Here is a 20,443-nt window from a genome sequence, read left to right as displayed (position 1 = left end):
CATGGCGCGGGACCTCTGGCGTGCGGCGACCCGCGCCGACCTCCGTGGCCTTCCGGCCGACGTCGCGCCGCGCCTGCTCGGGGCGCGCCTCACCACCGTGGTCGAGGGCGAGACGGTGGCCGTGCGGCTCACCGAGGTCGAGGCGTACCACGGCCGCGGCACCGGACCCGTGCCCGATCCGGGCTCGCACGCGCGCATGGGACAGACCGCGCGCAACGCCACGATGTGGGGCGAGCCCGGGCACCTGTACGTCTACCTCAGTCACGGCATCCACTCGTGCGTGAACGTCGTGTGCGGTCCCGAGGGGGTCGCCGGCGGTGTGCTGCTGCGGGCGGGTCAGGTGATGGAGGGGACGGATGCCGCGACCCGCCGCCGACCGGCGGCCCGCACACCGCGCGACCTGGCGCGCGGACCCGGCCGGTTCGGCGACGCGGTGGGGCTGCGGCATCCGGTGCACGACGGCATCGACGCGATCACCGGCGCGCCCCTGCACGGCGCGGTGGCCCGGCTCGAGCTGCTCGCCGACCCGCTCGCCGAGGTGGCGTCGGGGCCGCGCGTCGGGGTGGCCGGGGTGGCCGGCACCGCCGTGTTCCCGTGGCGATACTGGATCCCCGGCGAGGAGACCGTGTCGCCGTTCCGCTGGGGCCGCGGCGCGCGCGAGGTCAGCGAAGCGACGTGACTGCGACGACGGTCGTGCGCAGCGCCTTCATGTTCTTCTCGTAGCGGGCGGCCATGAAGATGAGCAGCGCGCCGCCGAGGCCGAGCCAGAGCCACCATGGCACCGCGACGTACGTCGTGGAGATCCACGGCCAGAGCTGGGCCACGCCGTGCACGATCAGCACCGCCGAGCCGAGCACGAGCGGCGCCTGCAGACGGTAGATCGCGCCGATCACGACCATCGCGATCCCCACCACGCCGAGCGAGACGATGCGCCAGAGCTCGGACTCGCCGAGCCACGGGTCGTCCGCGGCGCCCGGGATCGGCGATCCGCCGAAGTCGTGCAGCAGCGACGGCACCGTCAGCAGCGCCAGCCACGGGCCGAGTGTCGGCCAGGTGCGCGACCCCGGTGCGCGGCGCAGGGTGCGCACACCGTAGGCGATGCCGCCGAGCGCGGGCGGGACCGTGACAAGTTCGATGGGGCGGACGTCGCCCACCGTCAGCGCCAGGATGCCGAAACCCGCGCCCGCGATGGCCGCCGCGACGGCGAGGGCCAGACCGAGCCGGGCGCGGGCGGCGGTGCCGACGACGGTCGCCGCAGTCAGTGCCGACATCACCGCGGCGGTGCGGAGCTCGTCACCGGTCTGCTGCACGAGCAGCAGCTGCAGCTCGGCGAGGGCGAACAGCACCGACGCGACCGCGAAGCCCGCGCCGGCGGTGAGGCCGACGACCCGCGATGGCGTCGCGCGGAGCGCCGCGATCGAGATCGCCCCCGCGATCCCCGCGCCGGCCACCGCCCAGAGGTCGGGCTCGAGGCCGCCGGCGGGCGCGATCTCGAGGAACCGCACGCCGCACGCGACCACCGCGACGACGAGGCCACCGACGGCGAGCACGCCGCCGAGCGGGGCCCAGCGGCGCAGGCCCAGCACCGAGGCGCCGGCGACGCCGAGCACGCCCCCGATGACGGCGGTCACTGTCGTGAGGACGAGGTCGGCCTCGGGGCGCGTGAGCGACATCGCGACCAGCAACGCCACCCCGGCGCCGGCCAGGACGGCCGCGCCGCGTACGCCGCCATCCGTCGACCCGCGCGCCGTCAGCAGCCCCGCCACGGCAACGGCGCCCAGGCCCGCGACGATGGCGGCCACGGCGTCGCCGTCGAAGCCCGGCGGGACCAGGCCGCGCAGTCCCATCACGACGGCGGCGAGGCCGAGCAGCATCGCCGTCGGCGTGCGCAGGGTCCCGACGTCGACGAATCGCGGGGTCCGCGGCGCGGACGGTGCGACGGCGACGCCGGCGGGCGGCGCGTACGCCGGCGGCATGGCAGGCTGCGCCGGGGGTGTGGCGGGCGCGGCGTAGGAGGAGAACTGCTCGGCCGGCACGTCGCGCGCGGGCTCCCGCACCGCGGCCACCCCGGCCGCCGCGGCGAGGGCGAGCGCCAGATACGCCCAGACCCGCGCGGGTTCCGCGGCGACCAGGAGGCTCGGCGCTGCGGCGAGCACCAGGCCCACGATCCACGCCGGACCCTCGGCGCCGGGCCAGACGGCGCCGGCCCGCCGGCGACGGAGCATGCCCAGCACGGCGCCGACGAGGCACATCGCCGCGACAGGGAGTGACACCGCCTCGACCTCGGTCGCCGCGCCCAGGAAGAAGCCCGCGACGCCGACGACGAAGGCACCCGCGAGCGAGATCCAGCGGGTCGTACCGGTCAGCGGCAAACGGTCGATGCCCGCCGCGGAGAGGTGCAGCGCGGCGAGCATGATGATCGTGCCCGCGACGATGCGCGACTCGTCGGCGACCGGCACGATCGCGACGATCGCGGCGACGAGCGCCACCGGCGGCATGACGAGCGCGTACAGCCCCGATGAGAGTCGGCTCGGCTGGGCGAGCGTCATGCCCCAGCCCGACGCGTACGCGATCGCAACCAGCAGCACGAGCCAGAGCACCTGCGGGCCCTGCCCCTCGAAGGCGCGCTCGACGGCGACGAGTCCGATCGCGATCATCGCCACTGCGGCGCCGAGAGGAGCGGCGGGACGGATGCTGCGCACCGGCGTGAACGACAGCGCCAGGCACACGGCCACGGCGACGAGCGCGATGACCACGCCGCGCAGGGTCTCGCCCGTCCATCCCTCGATCGCGGGCGCCCAGAGGCCGAGCGCGAGACCGCCGGCCAGCGCGATGCTCGCCTCGACGCGGCGGCGGAGCCGCACCAGGAGGGCGGCGAAGGCCACGAGCACGACGGCCGACGGCACCACGTACGACTCCACGGTGTAGGAGGTGTCAGGAGTGCCGGCGTCGAGCCACGACCACCACGCCGTGATCGCCGCGACGACCGACGGCCAGGCCAGCAGGCGGCGCGGAGCGTCGAGGAGCGGCGTCCCCTCCCGCTTCGTCGCGAAGCGATCGTCGACAGGGTCGACCGCGAGCGCCCCGACCCAGCCGCGGGACACGGATCCGGCGGCGAAGCCGAGTGCGACGATCGCGAGTGCGGCCCACGTGAGCGGAGGCGTCACCGGCCACACCACGACGAGCACCGTGGCGGCCGCGCCGAGGTCGGCGGCGAGGCGCCGGAGCACGCGGTCCGCAGGGCGTGGCCGCGACGGTGCCGGGGCGACGTCGGCCGGCCACTGCGAGACGGGCGCGGGTGGGGGATCGCTCGCGGCGCGGCGCCCGAATGCGGTGGCGGCCGAGACGAGCAGCACCACGACCGCGGCGGCGGTGAGGACGAGCGGCGCCCAGTCCGTGTCGCGCAGGTCGAGGGTGCCGAGCACGTCGTACGCCGTCACGGCGGCGACGGGCGCCGTCAGGGCCGCCGCCAGGATCGTGGGCACCCCGACGATGCGGGTGAGGCCGAACGCGATCATCGTGAGACCCGCGAGCAGCAGCGCGCCGCGCGCGATGCCCAGGCCCGGTTCGCCGATCGCGGTGAGCAGGGCGTTCTCGGAGAGGGCGGCGGGGTCCACCGCGGCCGCCGCGAAGGTGCCGACCAGCCCGATCGCGGCGAGGACCTCGGCGGCCGCGGCCAGCCCGGTGCGACTCGCCCGCTCGACCGGGAGCGCGACGGCCGCGACGAGCGTCGCCAGAGCCACCCACTGCAGCAGTACCGCGATGACGGGCGTCGCCTCGCCGTACGTTCCGGTCACCGCGGACGTCGCGCCTGCAGCGAGCGGAGTCGACAGGGCGGCGACGGCCACCGGAGCGAGAGCCGCGGCCACCGCGGCCACCCCGATCGGACGCAGGGCCAGCCGCAGCGCGATCGGGTACGCCATCGCGACGGCGACCCCGACGAGCCACAGCCACGGCGTCGCCACGCCGCCGACGTACGCGGTCGCGGCGGCGATCCCGCCGGCGATCAGGTACCCGACCAGGACTCCGCGCGCCATGAGGCCGGCGTCGGGCTCGGGCGCGGCGTCGCCCGCATCGCCGCGTCGCTGATCGCGGTTCCGTAGGATCGCGACGACGACGACCGCGCCGACGACCAGGGCGACGGCGATCCCGACGAGCACGACGGGCAGGGCCGTGCGTGCGCCGGCGACGAGCAGGAGGATCGTCCCCACCACCGGCGTGAGCTGCCGGGGCCACGAGCCGGCGAGCGTGGGAGCGGCGAACAGCACCCCCGCGATGACCACGGCGGCGATCATCGCGAGCAGCGGAGCCTCGGGCCCTGCGACAGGCACGGTGAAGGCGTCCGTGCGCCACGGCGTCCAGGAGGCGCCGATCGCGGTGATGGCCTGCATGCCCCAGTCGAGCACCACGATGACGATCGACAGCCCCGCGATGACGGCGGACGCGATCGCCGCGGGCAGCCACGCGGGCGTGCCGCGACGGCTGCGCACGACGTCGACGGCGACCGCGACGAGCACGGCCAGCACCGGAGCGACGAGCACGCCGTACACCGCGAGGTCGCTGCGCAGGGCAAGTTGCCAGCCGGCGAGACCCGCGGCCGCCGCCGCGACCACCGAGCCGACGCCCGAGACCACCGCTGCCGCCGGCAGGGGCGCGCCGTCGACCCGCCGGTGGGCGAGCCACGCGTGGCCGATGCCGAGCACGACGAGCCCGATGCTCGACCAGATCACGACCGGCAGCGCGTCCCCCGTGAACAACGCCGCGGTGACACCCGCCGCAACCAGCGCACCCACGCCGCTCAGCGCGAGCACGAGGCGCTCCGCGACGGCGTCCTGGCCGCGCCGCGCCGACGAGAAAGGTGCGGGGAGCACGTGCACCAGCCCGCCGGCGGCCGCCCCGAGCAGGCCGGCAGTCAATGCTTCGGCGGGCGGCATCGACGTCGACCCGCCCACGAGGAATCCCAGGCCCGCGGGCAGCGCGAGCGAGGCGGCGAGGTCGGGTCCGCGCAGGTGCGACACCCGTGCCCACAGCCGGCAGATCACCACGATGACGACAGCGGACACCCCCGCGTACAGCGCGGCATCGCTCGACCCGGTGCCGAACAAGTCGTTCGCCCGCACGGCCCACGCGTCGAGCGCGAGCAGTCCCACGCCGAGCACGCCGATCCCCTCGGCGGTGGCCGCCAGGCTGCGCCGCCGCAGCCACGACGCCAGGGCGATCGTGGCGAGCGTGATGCCGCCGATGATGAGCGCGCGCACCGTGATGTCGTAGACGAACCACGCCAGCAGCAGGAAGAACACGGCGGCGACGCCGACCAGCGAGACGCCCACGATCAACAGCAGCACCGGAACGGTCAGACGGCGACGAGGAGCGGATGCCGCGACCGCCGCCGGTGCGGAAGGTCCGGGGCCCTGCGGCACCGAGGGAGCGGGAGGCGCCGGCATGGGCGGCTTCGGGGGCACCACGATCGCGGGCGCCATCATGGCCGGCGCCGAGGCGGTGAGCATGGTCTCGGTCGCGGGCGCCAGGTGCACGGCGTTGCTCCCGGCGGCGACGGCGTCGGCTGCGACGAGCTCGGGTGGGGCCGCGAGCGTCACGGGCGCGGCATCCGTTCTCCTCACGACAGCCGTCGCGTGCGCGAGGCGGATCTTGTCCATCAACTCCTGGCGCGACAGCTCGAGCGTGAGCATCTGGCGGCCGAGCTCCAGCACGCGGGGCGCGCGCGGGTCGCTCAGCGCGAAGCCGCACTCGGGGCACACCTGCGCCGTCACGGCGGTGAAGCACGACGGGCACCGGTGCGCGTCGGCGAGATCGAAAGGAGACGCAGGCCACAGGGGGCCGTCGTCGTGCGAGTCGCTCATGTCCATCCCCTCTCCCGGGATTGACGACATGGTCCACCTCGATCCGACGCGCGCGCGAGAATTTGTAGACAGGCACAGGCTTCCCGGCGCCCCAGGCGGCTCGCATTGGACCAGTTGCCAGAAGAGATTCCTGCCCCGGAATATAGCGGCGGGCGGGCGATTCGCCCCGCAACCTCGACGCGTGGACGCCGAACCGGCGCGCGTCAAGTGCGACACGCCGTCCGTGCTAGACTGACTCTTCGTCTGCGCGCACTCCAGCACGCAGTACGCGTTTCGATTCGCTTCGCTCGCTCAACGACCGGAAACTTCCGGGCGGTGACGGCGCGCGTCGAGATGCAGACAAGGGATCTTGGGTGAAGCCGTCCGGCTTCACGGTACTAAGGAGACATCACTATGGCAGCAGTGTGCCAGGTGACTGGAGCAGTTCCCGGCTTCGGTCACAACATCTCGCACTCGCACCGCCGGACGAAGCGCCGCTTCGACCCGAACGTGCAGAAGAAGACCTACTTCGTTCCGTCGCTGGGTCGCAGCATCAAGCTGAACGTTTCGGCCAAGGGCATCAAGGTCATCGACGCTCGCGGCATCGAGGCGGTCGTGCGTGACCTCCAGGCGAAGGGTGTGAAGCTCTAATGGCCAAGAAGGCACAGGACGTCCGTCCGATCATCAAGCTGCGTTCGACCGCGGGCACGGGTTACACCTACGTCACGCGCAAGAACCGCCGCAACAACCCCGACCGCATCGTGCTCAAGAAGTACGACCCGGTCATCCGCAAGCACGTCGATTTCCGAGAGGAGCGTTGATCCATGGCTAAGAAGAGCAAGATCGCGCGCAACAAGCAGCGCCAGGAGGTCGTCGACCGCTACGCCGCCAAGCGTCTTGAGCTGAAGAAGGCGCTCGTTTCGCCGACGTCGACCGACGAGGAGCGCGAGGCCGCTCGCGTGGGCCTGCAGAAGCTGCCCCGCAACGCGTCGCCGGTCCGCCTGCGCTCGCGCGACGTCATCGACGGCCGCCCCCGCGGTGTCCTCACGAAGTTCGGCATCTCGCGTGTCCGCTTCCGTGACATGGCGCACCGTGGCGAGCTGCCCGGCGTGACCAAGTCGAGCTGGTAAGCACCCGCTTCACAGAAGGCCCGGAGTTCCTCGGAACTCCGGGCCTTCTGCTTTCCCTCTCGACATCCGACGCGTCGCTGTGTATCGTTACAAATCGCTTCGCCACCCGATGTTTCGAAGGAGAAACCCGTGCCCGACCTCCGCGCCCGCGCCGTCGTCGACCTGGACGTCCACGGTCCGGTCATCAGCCGCCACCTCTACGGCCACTTCGCCGAGCACCTGGGGCGCTGCATCTACGGCGGCTTCTACGTCGGCGAGGACTCGTCGATCCCCCACGAGCGCGGCATCCGGCTCGACGTCGTCGAGGCGCTGAAGGGCATCGGCATCCCGAACCTCCGCTGGCCCGGCGGCTGCTTCGCCGACGAGTACCACTGGCGCGATGGGATCGGCCCGAAGGAATCGCGGCCGCGCATGGTCAACACGCACTGGGGCGACGTCGTCGAGAACAACCACTTCGGCACGCACGAGTTCATGGACCTGTGCGAGATGCTCGGCGCCGACGCCTACGTCAGCGGCAACGTCGGGTCGGGCAGTGTGCAGGAGATGAGCGACTGGGTCGAGTACCTCACGCGCGACGGCGACAGCCCGATGGCGAGCCTGCGCCGCGAGAACGGGCGCGACGAGCCGTGGAAGGTGCCGTTCTGGGGCATCGGCAACGAGGCCTGGGGCTGCGGCGGCAACTTCACCGCCCCGCAGTTCGCCTCCGAGGCGCGCCGCTACGCGACCTTCTGCCGCGACCACGGCGACAACAAGCTCTACCGCATCGCGGCCGGCGCATCCGACGACGACGTGACCTGGACGACGGCGCTCATGGAGGCGCTCAACTGCCTCGGCTGCCAGCGCGACCCGAAGAACATCTTCCAGGCGATCTCGTTCCACTACTACACGCTCGCCGGCACGTGGGAGCACAAGGGCAGCGCCACGTCGTTCTCCATAGAGGACTACTACGCGACGGTGTCGAAGGCGCAGGACATCGAGCGCGTCATCAGCGCGCACGCCCGGATCATGGACGCGTACGACCCCGGCCGCAAGGTGGGTCTCGTGCTCGACGAGTGGGGCACGTGGTGGGACGTCGAGGAGGGCACCAACCCCGGGTTCCTCTACCAGCAGAACACCGTGCGTGACGCGCTCGTGGCCGCCGTCCACTTCGACGCGTTCCACCGCAACGCCGACCGTCTCGTGATGGCCAACATCGCGCAGACCGTGAACGTGCTGCAGGCGATGCTGCTGACGGATGCCGAGACCGGCGCCCTCGTGCTCACGCCGACCTACCACGTCTTCGAGATGAACCGCGGCCACCACGACGCGACGTCGCTCGCCGTCCACATCCTCGAGGCCCCCGCCGCCCGCGAGGCGGACGGCCGATCGCTGCAGGTGGTGTCGGCGTCGGCCAGCACCACGGGCTCGACGGCGCTGCTGTCGCTGAGCAACCTCGACGCCGCGGCATCCCTCACCATCGAGGTCGACCTGCGCGGCCGTGCCGTGTCGTCCGCGACTGCCCGCGTGCTCACCGGCGACTCGGCCGCCGCGCACAACACCGCGGAGGCGCCGGAGGCCGTGGCCCCGGTCGCGCTCGACGCCGAGCTCACCGGGGGCACGCTGCGGGTGACCCTGCCCGCGCACTCGTTCGCGACGGTGTCGCTGGAGCTGGCCTGACGGCCGGGCCCACGGCCCACGGATAGAGTTCAGCAATGGCCACCCTGCACGACGTCGCCAAGGCCGCCGGCGTCTCGCCGATGACCGTGTCGAACGTGCTCAACAAGCACCCGCACGTGCGCGCCGAGACGCGTGAGCGCGTGCTCAAGGCGATCGACGACCTGGGCTATCGCGTGAACGTCGCCGCGCGCAACCTGCGCGCCGGTCGCACCAACACGATCGGGTTCGCCGTGCCGGAGGTCGACCGGCCGTACTTCGCGCAGCTCGCGGCGCGCGTCATCGCGAAGGCGCAGGACGCGGGGTACCGCGTGGTGATCGAGCAGACCGGCGCCGACCGCGAGAACGAGCTGTCGGCGATCGTCTCGTCGCGCACGCGCATGTACGACGGGCTGATCCTCTCGGCGGTCGGGCTCGGCTCCGCCGACCGCGACCTGCTGACCACCGACGTGCCGATGGTGATCCTCGGCGAGAGCGTCTTCGGCTCCCCGGTCGACCACATCGCGCTGCCGAACGAAGAAGGCACGTACGCGGCCACGATGCACCTGATCGAGCGAGGATGCCGGCGCATCGCCATGATCGAGGGCGACGATGTCAGCCGCCTCAGCGTCACGTCGCTGCGCCACGCGGGCTACCGCCGAGCGCTCGCCGAGCGCGGCATCGAGGCCGACCCGCGGCTCGTCGTCGAGCTGCACGAGCTGTCGTCCGAGGGCGGGCGCCTGGCGGCGCACGGGCTTGTCGGCGGCGGGCGCGGCGTCGACGGCGTGGTGTGCATCACGGACACCGTCGCTCTCGGCGTGATCCGCGGACTCGCCGACCGAGGCCTCGCGGTCCCCGGCGATGTGAAGGTCGTCGGCTTCGACGACATCCTCGAGGCGCGGTATGGCGTGCCGAGCCTCACCACGATCGACCCCGATCACGAGGAGGTCGCCCGGCTCGCGGTCGACCTCCTGCTCGCACGTCTGGCCGACGCGCCGGACTGGCAGCCCAAGGAGCACGTGACCGGGTTCCGGGTGGTCGCGCGGGAGTCGACGGGATGAGCTCGCGATGAGGGTTCGGCGCCGGCCCTAGACCGGTTGTAACGATACAGGTAGCATTCAGTCCACTTCCGCTGATCGAAGGAGATCACGTGACAGTCATCGAAGAGAGACCCCAGACGGATACACGGGTCCTCGTCACGGCCGGCAGGCGCATGTCGCGATGGCTCCGTCAGCCGGTCGGCAGCCACGGCCCGGTCTATCGCGCCGACCGGGTGCGGATCAGCCTGTTCCTCGTCCCGATGATCATCGTGTTCATCGTGCTGTTCGCGATCCCGCTGGCGCAGTCGCTGTGGTGGAGCTTCACGGACTTCAACGGCTACTCGTCCGACGCGCAGTTCGTCGGGCTCCGCAACTACGCGAATGTCTTCACCGACCCGTCGATGCTCGCGGGCCTCAGCTTCACGATCCTGTTCACGCTCGCCACGACGATCATCATCACGGCGCTCGCCATCCCGCTGGCTGTCGTCCTCGACCGGGCGTTCTTCGGACGCAACGCGGTGCGCGCCATCTTCTTCTTCCCCGCCATCCCGTCGGTCGCGATCCTCGGGCTGGTGTGGGGCTTCATCCTCAACCCGCTGGGATCGGGTGCGCTCAACTCGCTGCTCATGTCGATCGCCGGCATCGGGCCGATCCCGTGGCTGTCGAACAGCACGCTCGCGCAGATCAGCGTGATCGCCGTCGCCGTCTGGACCTCGACCGGCTGGCACGCGATCCTCTATCTCGCCTACCTGCAGTCGATCCCCGGCGACTATTACGAGGTGGCGCGCATCGACGGCGCGTCGGGGCTCCAGCGCTTTCTCTACATCACGCTCCCGCTGCTGCTGCCGGCGATGACGGTGAGCTGGCTGCTGCTCATGACGGGCGGACTCAAGGTCTACGACCTGCCGATCACGCTGACCAAGGGCGGCCCGGGCTTCTCGACCTTCACGATCACCCAGACGATCATCCAGAACGGCGTCTCGCAGGCGAAGTACGGGCAGGCGTCCGCGCTCGCGGTGATCTTCATGATCGCGGTCGGGGCGATCGTCGCCCTGCAGCTCTTCCTCTCCCGCCGCCTCGAGGGGAGGTTCTCATGAGCGTCCGCGAAGTCGCCGGGAGTGCAGCATCCGTCCCCGCCGTCACGGCGCGCCGTCGCGAACGGGTGCTGTCGCGCCCCGGCGCGATCGTCACGAGCGTCGTCATGATCCCGCTCGCGGTGCTGGTCGGGCTGCCGTTCTACTACCTCGTGATCAACACGCTCAAGACGCAGGCCGAGACGACGGCGTCTCCGCTCGCGCTGCCGACCACGTTCAACCTCGACAACTACGTCCGCGTGTTCACGGAAGTGCCGGTGGCTCAGGCGTTCCTCAACACGCTGTACGTGACAGTCGCCTCGATCCTGCTCATGCTGCTGATCGGCTCGATGGCTGCGTTCTCGGTGATCATGCGCACATCGCGGCTCATGGTCGTGCTGCTCGTGATCGCCTTCCTCGTGCCGGGGCAGGTGACGCTCATCCCGCTGTACCGGCTGCTGAGCGACGCGCGGCTCGTCGACACCCTCGAGGGGCTCATCATCCTGTACTCGGCGGGAGCGGTGTTCTGTTACTTCCTCATCGTCGGGTACATGCGCACGCTCCCCGGCGAGGTGATCGAGGCGGCGCGCATCGACGGCGCGGGCCCCTGGCAGATCTACTGGCGCATCGCCCTCCCGCTCATCCGGCCGATCCTCGTGACGGTCGGCGTCTTCCAGACGATGTGGGTCTGGAACGATTTCCTGCTGCCGGTCGTGTTCATCAGCTCGACCGAGAAGCAGACCCTCGTCCTGCAGACGTACAAAGCGGTCGGCGAGTTCACGACCGACTGGCCGATGTTCCTGACGCTCTCGGTCATCGTCCTGATCCCGATGGTGATCTTCTTCATCGCGATGCAGCGCCACATCGTGCGCGGCCTCATCGCGGGAAGCGTCAAGGGCTGAGATGCACCGCTCGCACGGCGGTCCGCGGGTGTTCCCGCGATCTGTAACGATCCAACAACCGAAAGGCACAGCAATGACGCATCCCTTCCCCTCCGCCCGCACGACGGTCCGGCTCGCCGCCGGCGCCGCAGCCCTCGCCACGGCCGTGGCGCTCGCCGGCTGCTCCGGTGCACCCGCTGACGACCGGACCGTGCTCACGTTCTTCTCGTGGTCGAACGAAGAGACCATGACGCCCGTGATCGAGGCGTTCGAGGAGGAGAACCCCGACATCCGCGTCGAGTTCTCGTCGGCGCCGCCGGTCGCGGAGTACATCTCCACGCTGCAGAACCGTCTCGGATCGAACACCGCCGCCGACGTCTTCCTCATCGCCGCCGAGAACAAGACGAACCTCATCGAGGGCGGGTTCGTCGAGGACCTCAGCGACGAGCCGTTCATGGACGTCGCGTCCGAGTTCAACACGGCGACCTACGCGGGTCCCGACGGCGAGGCGTACGGGCTGTCGATCTCGTCGTGGGCGTCGGGCATCCTCTACAACGAGGACCTCCTCGCCGAGCACGGGTACGCCGAGTTCCCCACCGACTGGGACTCGTTCGTCGAGATGCTCACCACACTCAAGGCCGCCGGGGTCGTTCCGTTCCTCGAGTCGTGGCAGGGCTTCCCGACGTCGCTCGGCTCGGCCGTGGGCCTCGCGAACTACGAACAGGGAGGCGACGTCGACGCGCAGATCTTCGCCGGCGAATCGACCTTCGAGGACCTGTGGACCGACCCGCTCACCCCCTGGGACGAGCTGATCGCCGAGGGTGTGCTCAGCCCCGACATGGTCGGCCTCACCGGCGACCAGGTGCGCGACGAGTTCGTCGGCGAGCGCGTCGCGATGATCACGACCGGTCCGTGGGACGTCGGCACCATCCGCGAGGCGAACCCAGACATCACTTTCACCTTCGCGGGCGTGCCGCAGGAGGCCGGCGAGCCCTTCTTCACCGGTGCCGCGTCGCCCGGCTACGCGATCAACACCGCCGCGAAGGAGCCGGAAGCGGCGAAGACCTTCCTCGAGTTCCTCGCCAGCGAGGAGGGTGTGCGCATCTTCCAGGAGCAGACGAACGACATGACGACGACGTCGAACTACACCCCGACGATCGACGAGTCGCTCGAGGTGCCGTTCCAGGCTCTGCTCGACGGCAAGTTCTACCTGCCGATGATCTCGTGGCCGAAGTACCAGGACGCGCTGTACACCGAGCTGGTCGCACAGATCCAACTCATGGCGCAGGGTCAGGCGACGCCGGCCGACGTCGGGGCGGCCCTCGACGCCAAGCTCGCGCAGGAGTCCGGCGAGTAGCAGGCGGCTGCAGGCCCGGAGCTTCTCGGAGCTCCGGGCCTTGCGTGCGCTCACGGGCGCAGCATCCGTTCCGGGTCCCGCACCCTCGCGCGTGTGCTGCCGGAAACTGGCGCACTCGGACGAGCACGCGTCCGTAGACTCGGCACGTCGCACCCGCGGAGGAGGATCGGATGCCGCTGGACCCGTTCTTCGCGGAGCGCCTGCGCGTGCACCGCAAGTACCTGTTCGACCAGGCACTGGGATCGATGCGCAAGCGGCTGTGGGCGCTGTGGCCTTTCGGCCGCACGAGCGTTCCGGAGCCGGTGAAGCCCGCGAAGGACGCGAAGCCGGGGAAGGACGCCGGACTCGGTCCGCGCGCGAAAGCTCGAGCACGCCACCGCCGGGCGGCGCTGGCGTGGGACCGCACCGAGCTGCGCACCGTCGGAACTCCCGGCCCGGACGTGCGGATCACCGAGCACGAGGTCGCGGTTCCTGGGCATCCGCCCGTCCGCGTGCGGATCTACCACCCCGACGGCGACGGCCCGGTGCCCGCCATCCTGGCGTTCTACGGCGGGGCCTTCCGCATCGGCGGCATCGACTATCCGACGACGGATGCCGCGTTCCGCAGCCGCTGCGCGGACGCACAGGTCGCGATCGCCGCCGTCGACTACGCCCTCGCGCCGGAGCAGCGCTATCCCGTGCAGGTCGAGCAGGCGCATGCGGCACTCGAGTGGCTGTTCGTGCACGCGTCCGAGCTCGGCATCGATGCCGACCGCATCGGCGTGGCCGGCGTCTCTGCCGGCGCGAACCTGGCGGCCGCGCTGACCCTCGCCAACCGCGACCGCGCCGCGCTCCCGGTGCGGCTGCAGGTGCTCGAGGTGCCCGTCGTCGACCTCACCGGCGCCCACCTCGACCTTCGTGCGACCGGGGCGCTCGGCATCCCGCGGTTCATCGTCGCCCGTGAGCTACGCTCGGTCGCCCGCACGTATCTGCCCTCGAAGCGGCGAGCACGCGAGCCCTACGCATCGCCGCTGCGTGCTGCCTCGCACGCGGATCTGCCGCCGGCGGTGATCCTGACCGCCGAGTACGACCCGCTGCGCGGCGACGGCGACGCCTACGGCGCCGCGCTGCGCGCCGCCGGCGTCGACGCCAGTGTCGTGCGGTACCAGGGCGTGACGCACGACACCCCGATCTTCACGGGCGTACTGCCCGCTGCCCGCCGCTGGCACGACGACGTCGTGACCGCTCTCCGCCGCCTGCACGCGTGACGGGCCGCCGCCGGGCACGAGGAAGGCCCGGGGTTCCGAAGAACCCCGGGCCTCTGCGTCCCACCGCGGACACCGGCCGGGACACCACCCGACCGCCGAACCACCAGAGGTGACTGGGAGCTCGACGACCGGGTGCTGTCGGCGCGGCGCGGGGGCGCAGCATCCGTTTACTGAGCCGCCTCCGTCTCAGGAGCCTCCGCCGTCTCGCGCACCTGATGCGTGGTCGCCCACTCGAGGGCGTCGTCGGCGATCTCCTCCCAGCCGTCCTGGCTCACCAGGCGGTGGGTGCGGCCCGCATACTCCTTGTACTCGACGACCGCGGGGCTGCCCGAGGCCTGGTACTTCTTCACGATGGCCTTGCCGATCGCCGGGGGAACGACGTGGTCGATCTCGCCGGTGATGATGAGGAGCGGCGCGCGGTCGGTGCGGCCGTAGTCGACGTGCGTGACGCCGCCCTTCTCGTTGAGCACCGACGAGACGCCCTCGAAGAAGACCTTGTTGTACGAATTGACCGCGTACTCCTCCCAGAGCTCGTCGGATGCCGAGCGAGGAAGATCGTTGCCGAACGTGAAGTGGAAGTGACGCTTGCTCAGCGGCTTGGCGCCGTTGATGCCGAACGGGTTCGACAGGATCGGGGTGCCGGTCCACAGGGTCGACAGCGGCAGTGCGGTGACGCCGGCGGTCTGTCCGGGGGCGACGCCGACGTAGGCGACGCCGAGGCCGCGGTCGGCGAGCATCTGGGTCAGGACTCCCCCGAAGGAGTGGCCGATGATGATCGGCTTCTCGGGAAGCTGGCGGATGATGCGCTCGTAGTTGTCGGCGATCTGCTTCAGGCCGATGCCCTTGAGCGCCTCGGGGTTGTTGCGGATGTCTTCGACCGAGCGGTCGTCGATGCCGGGCCAGCCCGGGACGATCACCTGGTGGCCGGCGGCGCGGAAGCGCTCCGCCCAGGTGTTCCAGCTCTTCGGCGTCATCCAGAGGCCGTGGATGAGGACGATGGGGGTCTTGGTCGTGGTGTTCATGTCGTGCTCCTCAGTGGTGTCTTGCGGTGGTTTCGGTTGTGGGTCTCAGGTTCCGGATCCTGGTGTGTCTCCGGCTGATGTGTCCGATGGTAGACCGAACGTTCTATCTACGCAAGACTATTCCCAGAAAATCTTGAAAAGATTCCGGAGCACGATTCGCGCCCCCTTCCGAGCCCGGTCAGGGCCCAGAAACGGTGGCACGATGGAAGGACCTGAGGGGGATCCATGAGCACCACCACCGCCGCGTCCCACGCGGCAACGCACCCGTCGCCCGCGCGCCAGCGCCTCCTGGAGGCGGCCACCGACCTCTTCTACAACGAGGGCATCCACTCGGTCGGGGTCGACCGGATCATCGACGAAGCGGGCGTCACGCGCGCGACCATGTACAAGCAGTTCGCCGGCAAGGAGGGCCTCGTGCTCGCCTACCTCGAGGGCGAGGACCAAGGGCTGCGAGCGCTGTTCGCGCAGGCGTCGCAGGCATCGGATGACCCCGATGTGCTCCTCGATCTCGTGGTCTCTGGCATCGAGCAGGACATCCGCGACCGCCACACCCGGGGGTGCCCCTTCATCAACGCCGCCGCCGAGTACCCCGACGAGGGACCGGTGCGCGAGCTCATCGCCGCCCACCGCGAGTGGTTCCGCGAGACCCTGCGACAGCTGGCGGAGGACGCCCGCCTGCGGGATCCCGAGGGGGTCGCAGCATCCCTCGTCCTGCTGCGTGATGCGGCGCTCGTCGGCGGCTACCTGGACGGCCAGGACCGCGTCGGCCCGGCGTTCGCCCGCACCGCCCGCGACCTCATCGCTGCGCACAAGGGCTGAACGCTGTCGGCGTAATCGAGGCTCACGAGTCACATCTGTCACTCTTTTCACACGACACGCGGTCTGAATCGGCAGAAATCCGCAGAAATACGCGGTTCTGTCGGCCAGGTCGGGTACATTCGGGACCGGTCGATCCGACCAGCCGGGGGGCGAAGCCAACCGGTCCGAGCAATGACAAGACGGCACTCGTCGTCTTTGGAGGACATACCAAATGGCCGACAAGACCATCACCAAGACCGAGCTCGTCGCGAGCATCGCGAGCGCGACCGGCCAGAGCCAGTCCGCCGTCTCTGGCGTGCTCGACTCCCTCTTCTCCACCGTCTCCGACGCGGTCGCCGCCGGCAGCAAGGTCTCGATCCCGGGCTGGATCGCGTTCGAGCAGGTCGCCACCTCGGCTCGCACGGGCCGCAACCCGCAGACCGGCGAGGAGATCAAGATCCCCGCGGGCAAGCGCGTCAAGGTCACCGCGGGCTCGAAGCTGAAGGCCGCCGTCAAGTAATTCCGACGCAGACCTCCGGAGAGGGGATGCCGCGACCTGCGGCATCCCCTCTCCTGCGTCTCCGGGCGGGAAACCGGACAGGTGCCGCAACGTAGGCTTGAGGGGTGAACCCCCGCGCCCTGCGGGCCGTCGGGCCCGTGATCCTCGTCGTGGCCGCGCTGGCGGTCATGGTGTGGGCGCTGGCGTTCGGCGGCGGCGCCGCGCCGCTCGCGATCGCCGACCCGGGGCCGTTCGTCCGCTGGGGCCTGCCGACCGCGAAGCTCTTCGTCAACCTCGCCGCCGCCGGCATGGTCGGCGTGCTGGTGACGGCCCTCTTCACGCTCCGCGCGGGCGATCGCGAGTTCGACGTCGCCCTGGACACCGCGTCGATCTCGGCGGCCGTGTTCACGATGGCCGCGGCCGCCACCGGCTTCCTCACGTTCGTCGACGCCTTCAACCCGGTCCTCAGCATCGGCCCGGAGTTCGGCGCCCAGCTCGGCCGCTTCATCGTCGAGACCGAGGTCGGCCGCACGTGGCTCATCACCACGATCGCCGGCGCCGCGCTCACCGTGCTGACCTTCGCCGTGCGCTCGTGGACCGCGACGTTCTTCGTCGCACTTCTGGCCGCGGCATCCCTCGTCCCGATGGGCACCCAGGGCCACTCCGGCGAGGAGGCCTTCCACCACGAGGCGATGACCGCGCTGATCCTGCACATCCTCGCCGCCGCGGTGTGGCTCGGCGGGCTGCTCCTGATCGTGATCGTGCGGCCGCTGCAGTCACGCGGCGACAACGTCGCGACCGTCGCCCGCTACTCGAGCATCGCGCTCGCCGCGTTCGTCGTGGTCGCCGTGTCGGGTACCGTGCGCGCGGCGATCGGCCTGCAGGACTGGTCGGCGCTCGTCTCGCCGTACGGCGTGATCCTCGGCGTGAAGGTGCTGGCGCTCATCGCGCTCGGCCTGTTCGGCGCCTGGTATCGCACGCGCCTCATCGGGAAGATGCGGATCCAGGATGCTGCGACCCGCGCCTTCTGGACGCTCATCGCCTTCGAACTCGTGCTGATGGGCGTCGCGAGCGGTGCAGCAGCCGCCCTCGCGCGCACGCCTCCGCCGGTGGCGCCGCTGATCCCGCAGACGCCGACGCCGGCCGAGCGACTCACCGGGGCCCCGCTGCCGCCCGAGCTCACGATCGAACGCTGGTTCACGGCGTGGAACGTCGACCTGCTGTGGGCCGTCATCGCCGGCTTCGCGATCTTCTTCTACCTCGTGGGCGTCTGGCGCCTGCGTCGCCGCGGCGACGCGTGGCCGGTGTATCGCACGATCATGTGGGTCGTCGGCTGGGTGCTGCTCGTGTGGGTCACCGGCGGCGTGATCAACGTCTACCAGGACTACCTGTTCAGCATGCACATGGTCGGGCACATGCTCCTGACCATGGCGATCCCGCTGCTGCTCGTGCCGGGCGCACCGATCACGCTGGCGGCGCGCGCGATCCACAAGCGCGACGACGGCACCCGCGGCGGACGCGAGTGGCTGCTCTGGGTGGTCCACTCGCCGGTGGCGCGCATCCTCACGAACCCGTTCGTCGCGGCGGGCCTGTTCATCGGCTCGCTCTGGGTCTTCTACTACACCGACCTGTTCCGCTGGTCGCTGTACGACCACCTCGGGCACGAGTGGATGATCGCGCACTTCCTCATCACGGGGTACCTCTTCGTGATGAGTCTCATCGGCATCGACCCGGTGCCGTATCGCCTGCCGTACCCGGGGCGACTGCTGCTCCTCATCGGCGTCATGGCGATGCACGCGTTCTTCGGCATCGCGATCATGATGCAGGAGGGCCTCATGATCGCCGAGTGGTTCGGCTCGATGGGCCGCACGTGGGGCGCGACACCGCTCGAGGACCAGTACGCCGGCGGTGGCATCGCCTGGTCGATCGGCGAGATCCCCACGCTCATCCTCGCGATCACGGTGGCGATCCAGTGGAGCCGCAGCGACGACCGCGAGACGAAGCGCCGCGACCGCCACGCCGACCGCACCGGCGACGCCGAACTCGAGGCGTACAACGCCCGCCTGGCCGCACTCGCCGAGCGCGACGCGCGCACCGGCGGCTGAGATCTACCCTTTCGCGCTGCCGGGGGGCTCGTCACCCGGTTCGCCGCTCGGAGTTTCGGGCGCAGCATCCCATTTCGTGCCGCCGATGTCGCTGCGCAGCGTGCCCGTGACCTCGTCGACAGCCGCGCCGACGGTCGGGGCGAAACGGTCGGGCGTGAACCGGTCGGTGAGTCCGTAGCGGGCGAGGGAGTCGACGACCGGCGACTTCATCTCGGCGATGATGAGGCGGATGCCGCGTGCCTCGAGATACTCGTCGAGCTCGACGAGCTCTTCCGCCGCCGTCGTGTCGATGTCGGTGATGGGCTCGGCGGCGAGGATGACGGTCTTCACGTCGGGGCCGGCGGCGCGGACGCGCGAGCGCACCCAGTCGTCGAAGATCGCTCCGTTCGCGAAGAACAGCGGAGCGTCGAACCGCACGATGACGACCCCCGGCACCCGTTCCCCCTCGGGATTGCGAGAGAGGTCGTGATAGCCGCGCAGACCCTCGACGAGACCGAGTTCGGCCTTGTACGGCCGCCACGAGCGGTTGACGAACGCGATGAACGACAGGCCGATCGTGATCGCGATGCCCTGGAGCACGCCGAACACGAGCACGCCGAGGAACGCGGCAGCCGAGAGCACGGCGTCGACGACGTTGATGCGCACCAGCCGGAGGAATCCGCGCGCGTCGATGAAGCTGATCACGGCGCTGATGACGACGGCGGCGAGGGTCGCCGACGGGAGGAAGCGCGTGAGATCGGGGAGCACCAGGATGAACACGATGAGCAGGACCGCGCCGACCACGCCGGTCAGCTGCGTGCGTGAGCCGGCCTGCTCGGCGACCGGGGTACGCGACGACGAACCCGAGATGGGGAAGCCGCCGAGCGCGCCGCCGGCGATGTTCGACAGGCCCAGCGCCGCCATCTCCTGACTGCCGCTGACGCTCTCGCCACGGCGTGCGGCGAGGGTGCGGGACAGCACCGCCGTGTCGGTGAACGCGATGAGGGCGATGCCGGCGGCCGGGAGTGCGAGGGCGGCGACATCCGCCCATTCCAGTCCGCCGAGGGCGGGCGCCGGGAGTCCCTGCGGGAGCGCGCCGACGACGGGGATCGCGGTCTCGAGACCCAGGAACGCGACGAGCACCATCGACAGCACCACCACCACGAGCGTGCCGGGTATGCGTACGCGCGTGTGGAGCGCTCGCAGCGCGAAGATCACGACGAGCGACCCGACGCCGAAGGCGGTGGCGATGGGGTCGAGCTCTCCCGCCGCGATCGCCTCGACGAGGCCGATGGCGCCCTGCCACAGCGTCGGCGCGTCGACCGAGAACCCCAGCAGCTTCGGCAGCTGCGACAGGATGACGATGACGGCGATCGCGTTGAGGTAGCCGACGCGGATCGGCTTCGAGAGCAGGTCGGTGACGAAGCCCAGGCGCACGAGCCCGCCGATCAGCAGGAGGGCGCCGACCATGATCGCGAGCAGCCCCGCGAGTGCCACGGACTGCGCCTCGTCGCCCAGCGCGAGGGGCAGGATCGCCGCCGCGATGATGGGCGCGAGCGACGAATCCGGCCCGAGCACGAGAATGCGGGAGGGACCGAAGATCGCGTAGGCGAGCAGCGGCACGATCGTGGCGTAGAGGCCGGTCACCGGCGGCAGGCCCGCGACCTCGGCGTAACCCATGCCCGCGGGGATCAGCAGCGCGGTCACGACGAGGCCCGCCCGCACGTCGGGCCACAGCCACGCGCGCTTGTAGTCGCGCACGACCGCGACCGCCGGAACCCAGCGATTGATCCACTTCGACGTCATCTCGACCCCGGCACCCATCTTGGCGGAAAGATCG

General features: G+C 70.9%; 16 protein-coding genes. 13 read left to right on the top strand and 3 right to left on the bottom strand.

The features are described from left to right. Window position 1 precedes the first annotated feature (1 nt). Window positions 2-679 (top strand): DNA-3-methyladenine glycosylase, encoded by a 678-nt coding sequence (locus tag ACVN90_RS20510; protein WP_475100043.1) that lies wholly within the window; start codon window positions 2-4, stop codon window positions 677-679. On the opposite strand, the gene ACVN90_RS20505 is transcribed toward ACVN90_RS20510, so the two are convergent. Beyond that, entirely contained in the window at window positions 663-5,861 is a 5,199-nt protein-coding gene (locus tag ACVN90_RS20505) for an SCO7613 C-terminal domain-containing membrane protein (protein WP_475100042.1), read from the bottom strand. The genes ACVN90_RS20510 and ACVN90_RS20505 overlap by 17 nt on opposite strands. Window positions 5,862-6,254: 393 nt before the next feature. Here ACVN90_RS20505 and rpmB point away from each other — a divergent pair, with 393 nt between their 5' ends. The 9 genes from rpmB to ACVN90_RS20460 all read left to right on the top strand — a co-directional run bounded on the left by rpmB (window position 6,255) and on the right by ACVN90_RS20460 (window position 14,200). Continuing rightward, complete coding sequence (rpmB, locus tag ACVN90_RS20500) at window positions 6,255-6,491, top strand: 50S ribosomal protein L28 (protein ID WP_116195225.1); 237 nt, start codon at window positions 6,255-6,257, stop codon at window positions 6,489-6,491. Further along, a complete protein-coding gene (rpmG, locus tag ACVN90_RS20495) occupies window positions 6,491-6,661 on the top strand; it encodes a 50S ribosomal protein L33 (protein ID WP_018173550.1) in 171 nt (56 codons plus the stop codon). The genes rpmB and rpmG overlap by 1 nt, the downstream gene beginning before the upstream one ends. A gap of 3 nt (window positions 6,662-6,664) precedes the next feature. Continuing rightward, complete coding sequence (rpsN, locus tag ACVN90_RS20490; RefSeq protein ID WP_018173549.1) at window positions 6,665-6,970, top strand: 30S ribosomal protein S14; 306 nt, start codon at window positions 6,665-6,667, stop codon at window positions 6,968-6,970. A gap of 129 nt (window positions 6,971-7,099) precedes the next feature. After that, window positions 7,100-8,626 (top strand): alpha-N-arabinofuranosidase, encoded by a 1,527-nt coding sequence (locus ACVN90_RS20485; RefSeq protein WP_475100041.1) that lies wholly within the window; start codon window positions 7,100-7,102, stop codon window positions 8,624-8,626. Window positions 8,627-8,661: 35 nt separating this feature from the next. Next, window positions 8,662-9,663: a LacI family DNA-binding transcriptional regulator gene (locus tag ACVN90_RS20480; RefSeq protein ID WP_475100040.1), complete on the top strand. Its 1,002-nt coding sequence runs from the start codon at window positions 8,662-8,664 to the stop codon at window positions 9,661-9,663. An 89-nt stretch (window positions 9,664-9,752) separates the two neighbouring features. Continuing rightward, window positions 9,753-10,739 carry a carbohydrate ABC transporter permease gene (locus tag ACVN90_RS20475; RefSeq protein WP_475100039.1) on the top strand — a complete coding sequence of 329 codons (987 nt, stop codon included), beginning with the start codon at window positions 9,753-9,755 and terminating at the stop codon, window positions 10,737-10,739. Then, on the top strand, window positions 10,736-11,617 hold the full coding sequence (locus ACVN90_RS20470; RefSeq protein ID WP_475100038.1) for a carbohydrate ABC transporter permease: 882 nt from the start codon (window positions 10,736-10,738) through the stop codon (window positions 11,615-11,617). Before ACVN90_RS20475 ends, ACVN90_RS20470 begins: the two co-directional genes overlap by 4 nt. 73 nt (window positions 11,618-11,690) lie before the next feature. Beyond that, window positions 11,691-12,953, top strand: a complete 1,263-nt coding sequence (locus ACVN90_RS20465; protein WP_475100037.1) for an ABC transporter substrate-binding protein — start codon at window positions 11,691-11,693, stop codon at window positions 12,951-12,953. Between the two features lie 170 nt (window positions 12,954-13,123). Further along, window positions 13,124-14,200, top strand: coding sequence for an alpha/beta hydrolase fold domain-containing protein (locus ACVN90_RS20460; protein ID WP_475100036.1), 1,077 nt, complete (start codon window positions 13,124-13,126; stop codon window positions 14,198-14,200). Between the two features lie 167 nt (window positions 14,201-14,367). On the opposite strand, the gene ACVN90_RS20455 is transcribed toward ACVN90_RS20460, so the two are convergent. Continuing rightward, window positions 14,368-15,222, bottom strand: a complete 855-nt coding sequence (locus tag ACVN90_RS20455; RefSeq protein WP_475100035.1) for an alpha/beta hydrolase — start codon at window positions 15,220-15,222, stop codon at window positions 14,368-14,370. Window positions 15,223-15,447: 225 nt separating this feature from the next. Here ACVN90_RS20455 and ACVN90_RS20450 point away from each other — a divergent pair, with 225 nt between their 5' ends. The 3 genes from ACVN90_RS20450 to ACVN90_RS20440 all read left to right on the top strand — a co-directional run bounded on the left by ACVN90_RS20450 (window position 15,448) and on the right by ACVN90_RS20440 (window position 18,624). Continuing rightward, window positions 15,448-16,041, top strand: coding sequence for a TetR/AcrR family transcriptional regulator (locus tag ACVN90_RS20450; protein ID WP_475100034.1), 594 nt, complete (start codon window positions 15,448-15,450; stop codon window positions 16,039-16,041). A gap of 211 nt (window positions 16,042-16,252) precedes the next feature. After that, entirely contained in the window at window positions 16,253-16,540 is a 288-nt protein-coding gene (locus tag ACVN90_RS20445) for an HU family DNA-binding protein (protein WP_045301792.1), read from the top strand. A gap of 104 nt (window positions 16,541-16,644) precedes the next feature. Next, entirely contained in the window at window positions 16,645-18,624 is a 1,980-nt protein-coding gene (locus ACVN90_RS20440) for a bifunctional copper resistance protein CopD/cytochrome c oxidase assembly protein (protein ID WP_475100033.1), read from the top strand. 3 nt (window positions 18,625-18,627) lie between these two features. Here the strand turns inward: ACVN90_RS20440 and ACVN90_RS20435 are convergent, their stop codons facing one another. Further along, on the bottom strand, window positions 18,628-20,427 hold the full coding sequence (locus tag ACVN90_RS20435) for a SulP family inorganic anion transporter (protein ID WP_475100032.1): 1,800 nt from the start codon (window positions 20,425-20,427) through the stop codon (window positions 18,628-18,630). Between the last annotated feature and the right edge of the window lie 16 nt (window positions 20,428-20,443).

This window comes from Microbacterium sp. F01 (genome assembly GCF_056156365.1).
This window is presented reverse-complemented; position numbering and strand designations above follow the sequence as displayed.